This window comes from Alteromonas sp. ABV4_515, from assembly GCF_056160345.1.
In genome coordinates, this window is the sequence record NZ_JBSWWZ010000002.1 from 310,249 (window position 1) to 323,262 (window position 13,014).

The following is a 13,014-nucleotide window of genomic DNA, read 5'->3' on the forward strand; positions in this document are numbered from 1 at the left end:
GTATGAAAACAACCCGCGCTTACGCGCCTGCCTCAATTGGCAATGTTAGTCTGGGTTTTGACGTTCTGGGTGCCGCGCTGGCACCTGTGGACGGCACAGAACTTGGCGATGTGGTGGAAGTCAGCGATGCTGCCGAATTCAGGCTGACTTGTACCGGCGCTTTTGCCCACAAATTACCGCCAGGTGCTGACAATAATATCGTGACACTTTGCTACGCACATTTCTTTGAAGAAATGGTGAAAGCGGGCGAAGAAACCCATCATGTGGCGATGACGCTACATAAAAACCTTCCTATCGGCAGTGGACTCGGCTCCAGTGCCAGTTCCATTGTTGCTGCTTTCCATGCATTGAACGCACATTTCGACTACCCGTTTGATGAAAACGGGCTACTGTTGATGATGGGCGAACTGGAAGGGCAGATCAGCGGCAGTATTCACTATGACAATGTGGCGCCATGCTATTTAGGCGGCTTAACGCTGATGACCGGCAATGATGCGAAAGTTACCGTACAGTTGCCAACCGTGAAAAGCTGGTATTGGGTGGTATGTTACTCTGGAATTAGTGTGTCTACGTCGGCAGCCCGAAATATTCTGCCAAAAGAAGTGGCCATGGCTGATACGTTAACCTTTGGTCGTCAGTTGGGTGTGTTTGTGCATGCCTTGCATGCTGGCGATACCGATTTAGCTGCCAGCGTAATGCAGGATGTTATTGCAGAACCCTATCGTAAATCGTTACTGCCGGGGTTTGATGATGCCCGTGCGTTCAGCATGGAAAACGGCGGCCTGGCATTTGGTATTTCTGGCTCTGGTCCTACCGTGTTTGCCGTGTGTGACGACGCAGATAAAGCTGAGGCAATTCGCGAGTGGCTTCAGGCTAATTATGTACAAAACGAAGATGGCTTCAGCCACGTTTGCCGCATTCCTGATAAAGGCGCGGTAGAACAGCAAGTGAAAGAATAAAGGTATCCCAAGTGGAATTAGTAAATTTAAAAGTAGCATCTGATACAGCATCATTTTCTGAAGCTGTAAAACGTGGTCTGGGTCAGAATCAGGGCCTGTATTTTCCTACCAGCATTCCTAAACTGGAAAACATTGACGCACTGCTGGAAAAACCGTTTGTAGAGCGCAGCGTTGAAGTGCTCACTTCCCTTATCGGCGATGAGCTGGGCGAGGGCACGCTGCAGGAAATCGTTGAAGCGGCTTTCACGTTTCCGGCCCCGGTTGTCAGTGTAAACGATAAAGTGGCAACGCTGGAATTGTTCCACGGCCCGACACTGGCGTTTAAAGATTTTGGTGGCCGTTTCATGGCACAAGTGTTGTCTCGTATCAGTAATGGCGAGCCAATTACTATCCTTACTGCAACCTCGGGTGACACGGGTGCAGCGGTTGCCCATGCTTTCCACGGTATTCCTAACATCAACGTGGTCATCCTGTTCCCGAAAGGTAAAATCAGTCAGTTGCAGGAAAAACTGTTTACTACGTTGGGTGATAACATTCATACGGTTGCTATCGAGAGTGATTTCGATGCCTGTCAGGCGATGGTTAAAAACGCGTTTGACGATCCGGATGTACGCGAAGGTCTGCACCTTAACTCTGCCAACTCAATCAATATCAGCCGTCTGCTGGCACAGGTTTGCTACTACTTTGAAGCCGTAAGCCAATTAACGCCTGAGCAGCGTGAAGAGCTGGTATTCTCCGTACCTAGCGGCAACTTTGGTAACCTGACAGCGGGTATGATTGCCAAGTCTATGGGTCTGCCAATTAAGCGTTTTGTGGCTGCAACAAACCTCAATGATACGGTTCCCCGTTACCTGAAAACCGGTGAGTGGGCGCCAAATCCTACCGTCGCAACCATGTCTAACGCCATGGACGTTAGCCAGCCAAACAACTGGCCACGTATTGAAGCGCTTATTGAGCGCGGATACCTGGATAAAGACTGCCTGCGCGGCGAATGTGTTGATGAAGAATACACGCAAATTGCCATGCGTCAGTTGGCGCAGCAGGGTTACACCAGCGAACCACATGCCGCTATCGCTTATCGTGCTGTAAGCCACGATCTGAGTGACAGTGAATATGGCGTGTTCCTGGGAACCGCGCACCCGGCTAAATTTCGCGAAACCGTGGAAAACGTTCTGGGTTCACCGTTAAGCCTGCCTCAGGCACTGGTAGACTGCTCAAGCAAAGAAAGTCAGGCGGTGCCACTACCTGCTGACTACGAGGCGCTGAAAGCGCACATGTTCTCTATTTTAAAATGAGTTCATGGCACGAAGTGCTTAGCCCCGAAAAGGCTAAGCCTTACTTTGTCGAACTGATGGCGAAGGTGGATAAGGCCCGGCAGGAGAAAACGGTTTATCCACCCGAGCAAGATGTATTCAATGCCTTTGCCATGACACCGCTGGATGACGTGAAAGTGGTGATCTTGGGGCAAGATCCTTACCACGGTGCCGGTCAGGCACATGGTCTGAGTTTCTCGGTACAGGACGGCGTTAAAATTCCGCCTTCATTGCGGAATATCTACAAAGAGCTGGCGACTGATATCGACGGATTCAGCATCCCGCAGCATGGAAATCTGACAAGCTGGGCAGAGCAGGGTGTGTTGCTTCTTAACACGGTGCTTACCGTGGAAGAGGCGAATGCAAACAGTCACGCCAAATTCGGTTGGGAGACATTTACTGATGCCGTTATAGACGCAGTAAATCATCACACCGACGGCGTGGTATTTCTTTTGTGGGGCAGCCACGCGCAGAAAAAAGGGGCGAATATCGACAGTCAGCGCCATCTGGTACTGACATCACCGCATCCGTCACCACTTTCCGCTCGTCGTGGCTTTTTCGGGTGTCAGCATTTTAGCCAGGCAAATACGTGGCTAAAGCAACACCAGAAAACACCCATAACATGGCAGGTTTAACTAAACCTCTACCCTGGTCTAATAAAGCAAAACGGCCACCTGTTTCCAGGTGGCCGTTTTCGTTTTATCTTTCCATGGTTTCCAGTTCGTACTCAAACCCGTAATCGATTTCTGCCAGTTCCTTTTCCAGTTTGAATCGGTCCTGCAGAGCTTCGATTTCTCTCCACTTTCTTTTCTTGCTTTTAGTTTTAGCCGGAGTTTCTTCAATATTTAACATTGCAAACAGATCTGACTTATCCACTGGGATCTCCTTTTATACACCACTAACATCAGTGCCAGAATTGAATGTTTTTTCATCCTTCTGACTACTTTTGTATCACAGTCGACACGATAATAAAATGAAAAAGTTTACTTTTTATTAACAAATTGTGACGGTTATATGACATCGTGTGGATTTGCCCAATGAAAACGGCCAGTAAAAACCGGCCGTTTGTCAGATGCACCATGTCTGGTTTAACCCAGCTTAACTTTCCTTAAGTTGGTGCATTGGCGTTTCTGAATCGACTAATAAGTTGCTGGGTTGATGCATCAAACGTATCGCTTTCTACTTCACCCTGGATGCCAGCAAGTACCTGATTACCGAGTACTTTGCCAAGCTCAACGCCCCATTGGTCAAAGGAGTTCACCTGCCAGATAACGCCCTGGACAAATACCTTATGCTCATACATTGCAACGAGTGCGCCAAGTGTTTGCGGATCGAGCTTTTCAAACAAAATAGTGTTGCTCGGTTTGTTGCCCGGCATGGTTTTGTGTTGTGCCAGTGCGCTGCGCGCTTCTTCTGAAAGCCCTTTGCCTTCTAAATCGGCGAAACACTCATCAAAGGTTTTACCTTGCATCAGTGCCTGAGTTTGACCGAAGCAGTTAGACGCCAACATAGCATGATGCGTGTCGTTCTGATTCGGTACATTCAGCGGCAGCATAAAGTCTGCGGGGATCACAGAGGTGCCCTGGTGGATGAGCTGGTGGAAGCTGTGCTGGCCATTGGTGCCTTCGCTACCCCAGATAATCGGACCGGTTTGCCAGTCAACAACGTTACCTTCTAGTGTGACCTGCTTACCATTACTTTCCATATCGAGCTGCTGCACATATGCAGGCAAGCCGCGCAAGTAATGATAGTAGGGCAGCATTACATGAGATTGTGCATCGAAGAAATTGCGATACCACACGCCAAGCACCGCCAGGATAACCGGTAAGTTGCTCTCGAATGGTGCAGTGCAGAAATGTTTGTCCATTTCGTGTGCACCTTCCAGCAGGCCTTTGAAGTTTTCAAAACCCAGTGCCAGTGAGATAGGCAAACCAATAGCAGACCAAAGTGAATAACGACCACCTACCCAATCCCACATTGGGAAGATATTTTCTTCGGCAATACCAAATTCTGTCGCGGCTTTAACATTAGAGGACACCGCAACGAAATGTTTCGCGATATCTTCTTGCTTACCACCTTCACCTAAGAACCAGGCTTTGGCAGTTAACGTATTTTGCAAGGTTTCCTGCGTCGAGAATGACTTAGAAGACATCACGACGAGGGTTTCTTCGTGATCGACACTGGCAAGCACATCGTGAATGTGACAGCCATCAACGTTGGCAACAAAGTGCACTTTCACCGCGTCACACGTATACGGCTTGAGTGCCTCGGTCATGATTTTGGGGCCAAGGAATGAGCCGCCTATGCCAATGGCAACGATTTGCTTAATGGCTTTCCCGGTATAACCCTTATGCTCGCCCGAATGAATAGAGGCTGTGAAGGCTTCAATTTTATCCAATGTTGCCAGAACTTCAGGCATCACATCTTCGCCATCAACCACGACTGGCTTGCCACTAAAGTTACGTAAAGCGGTATGCAACACGGCACGGCCTTCGGTACTGTTAATGGCTTCACCGCTAAACATTGCCTCACGGTGGGCTTCTACGCCCTGGGCCTTTGCCAGAGTGAATAGTTCGCTTAGCACTTCATCCGTCACGCGGTTCTTTGAGTAGTCAACAAACAGGCCGCAGGCTTCAACCTGCATTTTATCTGCCCGTGATGGGTCGCTATTAAACCAGTCACGCATGTGCGTGTCGCTGATGCTTTTAGCCAGTCCAGAAAGCTTCTCCCAGGCTGGCTGTTGAGTAAAATCTGTCATCGTATTTCCAATTCCGAATAGTAAAAAGGCCTGTTACTCGATTAACAGGCCTCCAAGGCAATTACTGACCAAGCTTTTCTTTCAGCATGGTCTCCAGTTTTTCCTGGTCTGCCGCAAAATTACGGATACCTTCAGCCAGTTTCTGGGTTGCCATGGCGTCTTCGTTCATGTCCCAACGGAAACCAACTTCGTCAAGTTTCGCGCCTGGTGTAGCGGTTGCGCCATTATCTTTCAGTTTCACTGGCAGTTCGTCAGTGTTGTTTTTCAGTTCTTCCAGCAGATTCGGGCTGATAGTTAAACGGTCGCAGCCGGCCAGAGCCTGAATTTCACCGATGTTACGGAAACTCGCACCCATCACCACGGTGCTGTAACCATGCTCTTTGTAGTAGTTGTAAATGCGGGTTACGGAAACTACACCAGGATCTTCGTCTGCGGTGTATTCTTTCTTGTCTGTGTTGGCTTTGTACCAGTCGAGAATACGGCCTACAAACGGGGAAATCAGGTACACACCTGCCTCGGCACAAGCACGGGCTTGGGCAAAGCTGAACAGTAGTGTCAGGTTACACTGAATACCTTTCTGCTCAAGAATTTCAGCGGCCTTGATACCTTCCCAGGTAGAGGCGATTTTAATCAGGATTTTAGATTTGTCGATGCCTTCATCGTTGTACAGCTCAACCAGGCGCTCAGCCTTGGCGATGGTGGCGCCGGTGTCGAAAGACAAACGTGCATCAACTTCTGTAGAAATGCGACCTGGAATAACACCTGAAATTTCTTTACCAATGGTGACGGCCAGTTTGTCAGACGCATCAGTTAATTGTTGCGCAGGATCTTGAGATTGCAGTTTCGCCCAGGCTACCGCATCGTCGATATAACCAGCGTACTCTGGAATACCCGCCGCTTTAAGCAGCAGTGAAGGGTTGGTGGTAGCGTCTACCGGCTCGTATTTTTTGATCGCTTCAATGTCACCTGTATCGGCAACAACCGTGGTAATTTCGCGCAGCGCGTCTAATTGATTGCTCATCATTGCTCTCTGAATAGATGTTTTAAATAAAACGAACAGCCGGCTGCGTTGTGCAAACCCGCTGGTAGAATTCTGGGGTTGTGAATAACTAAATCAACCCAAATGTAGAGTTTGTATGTCCGGAAGATTAAACCAGATCGAATTTAGTAAATTTATAACAGACTGGCGCTATAAATAACACCGTAATGGATGAAAATGTACGGCTAAAACGAAGAATGGTAATTACGTTAACACAGTAAACCGGTTCACCGATGGAGCCGTATTTTGTGGTAACCTTTGTGGCATGCCTAACCGGTGACAATACAGCGGTGCGGACGAATTGAATTAAAGAGGAAATAGAATGTTAGTAGTGGTATCACCGGCGAAAAATCTCGACTTCGAATCGCCGGTTCCGGTGGAAACCTATACGCAGCCAGAGATGTTGTCTTCGGCAGAAAAATTAGCTGAAACCTGTAAGAAATTAACACCGGCTGATTTATCTTCACTTATGAAAATCAGTGACAAACTGGCGACGCTGAATGCAAACCGCTTCGATTCTTTCAGTACTCCGTTCACCAAGGACAATGCGCGACAAGCGCTTTATGCGTTCAACGGCGATGTATACACCGGGCTAGATGCTTACTCTTTAAAAGATAAAGACGTGGAATATGCGCAAGCTCATCTGCGTATTTTGTCTGGGCTTTACGGCTTGCTAAAACCGATGGATTTAATGCAGCCATACCGGTTGGAAATGGGCACAAAGCTGGAAAATCCCAAAGGTAAAAACCTTTATGAATACTGGGGTTCAGACATTACCACTGCATTGAATAAAGCCCTTGAAGCACAAGGTGACAACGTGCTGGTAAATTTAGCATCCAATGAGTATTTTAAGTCGGTGAAGGCAAAATCCTTAGACGGCATGATTGTCACGCCGCATTTTAAAGATTTAAAGAACGGTCAGTATAAGATTATCAGTTTCTTCGCCAAGAAAGCCCGTGGTCTCATGGCGCGCTACATCATTGAAAATCAGGTTGAGAATGTCGCAGGTTTGAAGGCGTTTAATGTGGCAGGGTACTACTTTTCAGAAGAACAAAGCAGCGATACGGATTTAGTTTTTCTGCGCGATGAAGCCGAATAGGCTTCATCAATACGCTTCAGGTTAGCTGTAACTTCGTTCCAGATATCATATCTGCCATTCGTCGATTAGCTAACCTCTTCTATACGTTCCAATTTGTCCGGAAGCGCCTTTTTCAAATAGCGATAACGCCATCCTGCACCAAGCACCACTACTGCATTCGCGAGCAGTTGGGTAAGCCACAATGTCCAGGTGGCATAAAGCGTGATATTGATGATTGCCAGAAGCAATAATCCCAGCCACATCACAGCACAGGCAATAAAGCTGACTTTCCAGTAATGAACTTGCTTATGCAGCGCGTTTTTTTCAAAGTTCAGCATGCTGAAAACATCTGCCGTTTGCATCGTCCATTGTTTGTGGCGCAGGCGGAACGACCATACTGTAAAAGCTAGCGGAACCGGCAGTAAACAGGCAATTAAAGTAAATTGGCCGGTACTTTGTACGTCAAATATCAGGGTATACAGAACGAATAGTGTCACTGCCACAGCGCCGGCAACATCGGCAAACGCTTTCCACTTCATTTTTTGTCTGGCACGGCGGGTTCTTTGAATCAACGCCTCGGTATCAACCTTTGGCGTGTTCGCTTTAAATGCCTGCTGCCATTGTTCAATTTGTGGGTCCATTTATCAGTTCCTGTTCATCAGCTTTGCTAGTTGCTGCTTAGCTCTGCTGGCGCGCTGCGCTACGGCATCTTCGCTGAGCCCTAGTGTCGTGGCAATTTCTGGGTATGAGAAGCCTTCAAGTTGTAGTGCAATGACCTGACGATAATTGATTTTCAGTTTGTGAAGTCCGCTCATGAGATCCAAAACCTGTTCATGGCTATTGGCTGGCGTAGAAAAAGTGTCAGACGATTCATCATATTCCTCACTCGTTGCATACCTGCGCTGTTCCTTGATGACATGGTCGACGGCCCGGTTGTGAGCAATTCTTGCGATGTAGGTTTTCAGAGTGGATTCTTCCCGAAACTGATTTTCGTTACTTTCGGTGCTATCCAGCGCCCGCCATACCAACAGAGAAATATCTTGAATAAGATCTTCTTGTAATGCCGTGTCTTTCTCGTAAGTTGCCGCGACCCGCGCAATTAATGGCGCGAAGTCTCTCAGCAGGCGTGTGATATGGGGCGCTTTCAAGGTTTGTTACTTACTAGGTGCTGTGAGGTGCGTGTAGCCAGCGTATAGAGCACAACTCATCAATGGGCCGAAAATGATGACAGAGAGGATAATGTACGGCGCGGCAAATAAGATAAGCGCATAGCCAATACCGATGATCAGAAATGGTTTCCATGCCTTGGTTAAAAAGTGAATGCTTTCTGAAATAGCTTTCATAACACGCTGATTTTCCAATAGTATTCTTGCTGGTGCAAAAGATAACAGTAGCATCAGAGGCATTGCGGAAGCAAATACGAGTCCGAGCTGCCAACGTGCAACCTCGGTTTGTTTCATGTGCAGTAAGAGGTCTACAGCATCAGGCCCAATCACTAACATGGCTACGCCAAATTGCATGGCTGCCATAGCAATACCCGTTAAGCCAAATAACGCTACAGATAACCAGTTGCCGGAAGAGAACGCCGATTTAAAAGAAAACTGCCCCGTGAGATTGATATGATGTAAAAGTGGCCAAAGTAGGGCTACTGCCGCTGCTCCAAACCATTTCGACGTGATGATACTGTATGGAGCCGGTAGCAACTGGATGAACCCGCTAAGCAGCATGGGTAACAACGCGAAGAGGATAATTTTTACTGGTGATTTACGTAGCAGCGCAAAGCCCTCTTTTAACCATTGCCAACCGGTAGCATAAGTAAACGCGGCCTTGTCTGTATTGCTGGAAGTGGTTGTGGATTGCTGTTGCATTACGGAAGTTGTCATGGGTAATCCCTCATTAAAGTTACATTCCTTGTTAGATACACACTGCCCTCCAACAAGCTTTATGTTTTCGATATCCCCATAGACGATGACGATTCAGTAATCCTGACAAATTTTTTTAATTTTTTTCCTGCAGAGCTATTTTTTGAAAATCAAACTTGCTACCCAGAGTGGTGAATTGCGGTGATAACCTGTAATGGCTTATGCTAAGTAGAGTTAATGCTGCCTCAATAAGAGGCAGATCAACAGACCCATCAGGAGAAATGGCAATGTATACACTTTATGGATTTCCGCGCACTCGCTCAGTGCGTGTGGCTTGGGCACTGGAAGAGTTGGGTTTACCCTACGAATACAAACTGATTAATCTCAGAAAAGGCGAGCACAAAAGTGTGGATTTTCTGGCGTTAAACCCTGCCGGGAAAATTCCAACTCTGCTAACAGAAAACGGGCCAATGAGTGAGTCAGCCGCTACCGTTACCTGGTTGATGGACAAGCACGGTTACCAAGAATTTATGCCGACACTGGGCAGTACCCCGCGCATGCTCTATGAACAGGCGATGATGTTTCTGGTTACCGAACTCGAGCAGCCTCTGTGGACCATGGTGAAGCACGATTTTGCTTTACCGGAACAATACCGCATCGAGAAAATGCAGGACGTGTCAAAATTTGAATTCTCAGTGGCACTGAAAACCTTTGCCGAGTTGTTAGGCGATCAGGACTACCTGACCGGTCATATGTTTACCGGTGTTGATATTGTCGCGGGTCATATTCTCTCTTGGGCCAAGGGCAACAAGCTCGACTTCACTTACGATAACGTGAAAGCTTATGCTGAACGGGTGCTGGGCAGACCATCATATGAAGCTGCCTGGAAAAATGAGACCAGCTATTTGCCGACAGATTAAGAAAATCGCTATGAACTATCAGCCTGCGTGATTACTCCGCTGCAGGCTGACATTTCGGACACTCATAAAGCCGTCTGCCAGAAAGCGTCTTTTTGCGAATTAACGTCCCGCAAACGCGACAGGGCTCTCCCTCACGATCAAACACCATAAAACGCGTACTGTCGTAATCCGCTTTTTCTTTTATTGCGCGGCGGTATGCTTTATCCGGTACAGTATAGCCAAAGGTTTTATAGGAGCGCAAAGCCACATCAACGGTTTGCTCAGCCAGCTTTTTCAGCCTGCAGTCGTCGTAATCCATGGGTCGGGCGGTAGCATCGCAACCCGCATAGAACAGAATTTCGCTACGCAGATAATTACCGAGCCCAGCTATAAAATGTTGGTCGAGATAAAGTGCTGCAAGGGATCTCCGTCGAAACTGATTTAATTGCAGTCGATGCAAAACAACGTCAGCGCTGGTGTCTGAAGACAGAATATCCGGACCGATTTTGCTGAGAAACGGATGTTCACTCAGACTAACGGTATCCCACAACTCGATATCAGAAGCGCTATAAAGCAAGGCGCTTTGTTTGTCAGTAAATAACCCTAAGCGCAGAGAACGGTTCGACTCTGGTAGCTCTTCGCCGTTGATGATCACCCACTTTCCATAAAGTTGATTGTGAGAATAAATTGTTTTGCCATTGCCAAGATGGATAAGCATGGCTTTGCCTTTACAGTCCACGTCCAATACTGTTTGCCCTGCAATCATTGGCTGACTGGCTTTCAGTGATTCCAGGCCAATAATAATTTTGCTCAGCTTCTTCCCCTTTAGCACTTTTGCCAACGCATCCCGGCTTTGGCGAATTTCCGGCCCTTCAGGCATGACTTCCTCTCATGTGTTTGACTTATTTCTATTACGATAAAGCACCTGAAACAGGTTGAATAAAGCTGTTTCGTGCTCGTAAAAACACGATTGAAGAAATAATCAACGGGTAATTACCTCTATCAATTTGAACAAATCGGATAAAGCGACGGGAATCATAAACTTGTTTAGGTATTAATAATTGTTAATGAAAATTTTAAGGTTATTTAAGTGAATAAATAAACTTTATGGTCCAGATTGCGTTAAAAGATTGTTAATTTTGTTTTACCAGACGGAGAGATTCATGAAATTATACAAGCTAGCGATCATGGGCAGCGCAGTGATGCTATCAGCATGCGGCAGCGACAATGATGACGATCCTATTGAAACACCTGTAGAGCCAACCTTCACGGCTACCACCACATACAATATCGATTTAAACGGCATGCAGTCGGTACCAATGACGGGTTCCATGCAAATGGCGACAGCGACCGTAGAGGTCGATGAAAACCTCATGCAAATTCGTGCTTCTGTGGATATCAGTGGTGTGGATGGTGTGACGGCTGTGCACATTCACGATGGCGATATTGGGATGAATGGCGATGTGGCTTTTGGTTTTGAAATGGATGGCGACGACGCTTACACCCTTGCTGAAACCGACGTTACCAGCGAGCTGATCGAAGATCTGGCAGACGGCGACTGGTACATCAATGTTCATACAGAAACCTTTGAAAACGGAGAAGTTCGCGGCCAAATCGTATCAAATGATATGGCTATCGTTACTTTCAAAATGAGTGGAAAGCAGGAGGTACCAGCGGTATCTACCATGGCTGATGGCTACGGTTATGCCTTGGTTTCAACCACCACCTACGACCTTGACCTGGTCGTTTATACCGAAGATTTAGATGACGCCAGCGCTGCGCACATTCATACGGGACGCATTGGTACCAATGGTGATGTCTTAGTTGCCCTTGAACAGTCAATGGATGACATGACAATGTGGATGACGCCCGAAGGCACCATGATTGACGAAGACATCCTCGCGGTGCTGGTATCCGGCGGGCATTATGTCAACGTGCATTCTCCTGACTTCCCAAGTGGTGAAATTCGAGGGCAAATACTGACTGAAAATTATGCTTTAGCGACATTTGCCTTATCTGGCGCGCAGGAAGTTCCTGCTGTAATGACAGACGCCTACGGCAGTGGTTATGCGCTGGTTAACACCGATGATTACGGCTTAGAACTCAAAGTCGTTACCGAAGGTGTAGACGATGCCACCATGGCACACATTCACACCGGTCGAGTGGGTATGAATGGTGACGTGCTGGTCGCGCTTGAGCAATCGGGTAATGATGCCGGTACCTGGATGACGCCAGAAAATGCGATGATCGACGAAGAGACTTTCAACGTGCTGGCTTCCGGCGGTCATTATGTGAATGTTCACACCAACGATAATGCCGGTGGTGAGCTTCGCGGGCAGATCCTGACTGATGATTATGTTCTCGCGACCTTTATGTTAGATGGCGAGCAAGAAGTGCCTGTGGTCGACACCATGGCAATGGGTCACGGCTATGCACTTGTGAATACATCAACCTACGCGCTGGAGTTGGTTGTCGATACAGAAGGCGTGGATGACGCAACAGGTGCACATATTCACACAGGTAACATTGGCATGAATGGCGACGTACTTGTCGCGCTAGAGCAGTCTGCCGATGATATGGGCGTGTGGATGACGCCTGCTGAAACCATGATTGATGCGGATATCCTGGCGGTATTGGCTTCAGGCGGACACTACGTGAACGTGCATACGCCAGCAAACATGGGCGGCGAAATCCGCGGCCAAATCCTGACACCGGAATACACCCTGGTAACCTTCCCATTAACCGGTGACCAACAAGTTCCTGCGGTAACGACCACGGCAACGGGCAATGGCTATGCGCTGGTGAACAGCATGACCTATGACCTGAGCCTCGTGGCCCATACCGAAGGCGTGGACGATGCCACTATGGCACACATTCATACCGGTGCTGCGGGAGAAAATGGCGATGTGCTAGTGGGTCTGGAACAGTCTATGGATGATATGGGTATGTGGATGACTCCAGCAAATACCATGATCGATATGGATATTTACAACGTGCTGATTTCAGGTGGCCACTATGTGAACGTGCATACGCCAGCCAATCCTGACGGCGAGCTGCGCGGTCAGATTGAATAATTAGATCTGATAAACAACTTACCGAGGCCTGC

Annotated in this window: 13 protein-coding genes; 6 read left to right on the forward strand and 7 right to left on the reverse strand. The window is 47.7% G+C overall.

From position 1 onward, the window contains the following. Positions 1-2 precede the first annotated feature (2 nt). The 3 genes from thrB to ung are packed head-to-tail and all read left to right on the forward strand — an operon-like array spanning position 3 to position 2,907. Positions 3-959, forward strand: coding sequence for a homoserine kinase (thrB, locus tag ACXAGX_RS05665; RefSeq protein ID WP_474837126.1), 957 nt, complete (start codon positions 3-5; stop codon positions 957-959). Positions 960-970: 11 nt separating this feature from the next. Then, positions 971-2,254 carry a threonine synthase gene (gene thrC / locus ACXAGX_RS05670; RefSeq protein ID WP_474837128.1) on the forward strand — a complete coding sequence of 428 codons (1,284 nt, stop codon included), beginning with the start codon at positions 971-973 and terminating at the stop codon, positions 2,252-2,254. Next, entirely contained in the window at positions 2,251-2,907 is a 657-nt protein-coding gene (gene ung / locus ACXAGX_RS05675; RefSeq protein ID WP_474837130.1) for a uracil-DNA glycosylase, read from the forward strand. Before thrC ends, ung begins: the two co-directional genes overlap by 4 nt. A gap of 64 nt (positions 2,908-2,971) precedes the next feature. Here ung and ACXAGX_RS05680 read toward each other — a convergent pair whose 3' ends face one another. From ACXAGX_RS05680 to tal, 3 genes are all read right to left on the reverse strand, one after another. Continuing rightward, positions 2,972-3,148: a DUF3545 family protein gene (locus ACXAGX_RS05680; RefSeq protein WP_083272968.1), complete on the reverse strand. Its 177-nt coding sequence runs from the start codon at positions 3,146-3,148 to the stop codon at positions 2,972-2,974. A gap of 232 nt (positions 3,149-3,380) precedes the next feature. After that, positions 3,381-5,030, reverse strand: coding sequence for a glucose-6-phosphate isomerase (gene pgi / locus ACXAGX_RS05685; RefSeq protein ID WP_474837131.1), 1,650 nt, complete (start codon positions 5,028-5,030; stop codon positions 3,381-3,383). A 61-nt stretch (positions 5,031-5,091) separates the two neighbouring features. After that, positions 5,092-6,051 (reverse strand): transaldolase, encoded by a 960-nt coding sequence (gene tal, locus ACXAGX_RS05690; RefSeq protein ID WP_474837132.1) that lies wholly within the window; start codon positions 6,049-6,051, stop codon positions 5,092-5,094. A 340-nt stretch (positions 6,052-6,391) separates the two neighbouring features. On the opposite strand from tal, the gene yaaA reads away from it, so the two are divergent. Further along, complete coding sequence (yaaA, locus tag ACXAGX_RS05695) at positions 6,392-7,168, forward strand: peroxide stress protein YaaA (RefSeq protein WP_474837133.1); 777 nt, start codon at positions 6,392-6,394, stop codon at positions 7,166-7,168. Positions 7,169-7,233: 65 nt separating this feature from the next. On the opposite strand, the gene ACXAGX_RS05700 is transcribed toward yaaA, so the two are convergent. The 3 genes from ACXAGX_RS05700 to ACXAGX_RS05710 are packed head-to-tail and all read right to left on the reverse strand — an operon-like array spanning position 7,234 to position 9,030. Next, on the reverse strand, positions 7,234-7,788 hold the full coding sequence (locus tag ACXAGX_RS05700) for a hypothetical protein (RefSeq protein WP_474837134.1): 555 nt from the start codon (positions 7,786-7,788) through the stop codon (positions 7,234-7,236). Positions 7,789-7,791: 3 nt separating this feature from the next. After that, positions 7,792-8,295, reverse strand: coding sequence for an RNA polymerase sigma factor (locus ACXAGX_RS05705; RefSeq protein ID WP_474821075.1), 504 nt, complete (start codon positions 8,293-8,295; stop codon positions 7,792-7,794). A gap of 6 nt (positions 8,296-8,301) precedes the next feature. Next, the gene (locus ACXAGX_RS05710; RefSeq protein ID WP_474837135.1) at positions 8,302-9,030 is read right to left on the reverse strand and encodes a hypothetical protein; all 729 of its coding nucleotides are present in this window, start codon (positions 9,028-9,030) and stop codon (positions 8,302-8,304) included. Between the two features lie 266 nt (positions 9,031-9,296). On the opposite strand from ACXAGX_RS05710, the gene ACXAGX_RS05715 reads away from it, so the two are divergent. After that, on the forward strand, positions 9,297-9,929 hold the full coding sequence (locus ACXAGX_RS05715) for a glutathione S-transferase family protein (protein ID WP_474837137.1): 633 nt from the start codon (positions 9,297-9,299) through the stop codon (positions 9,927-9,929). Positions 9,930-9,960: 31 nt separating this feature from the next. On the opposite strand, the gene nei is transcribed toward ACXAGX_RS05715, so the two are convergent. Next, the gene (gene nei / locus ACXAGX_RS05720) at positions 9,961-10,788 is read right to left on the reverse strand and encodes an endonuclease VIII (protein ID WP_474837139.1); all 828 of its coding nucleotides are present in this window, start codon (positions 10,786-10,788) and stop codon (positions 9,961-9,963) included. A 283-nt stretch (positions 10,789-11,071) separates the two neighbouring features. Here nei and ACXAGX_RS05725 point away from each other — a divergent pair, with 283 nt between their 5' ends. Beyond that, positions 11,072-12,982, forward strand: coding sequence for a CHRD domain-containing protein (locus tag ACXAGX_RS05725; protein ID WP_474837141.1), 1,911 nt, complete (start codon positions 11,072-11,074; stop codon positions 12,980-12,982). The last annotated feature ends 32 nt before the right edge of the window (positions 12,983-13,014 follow it).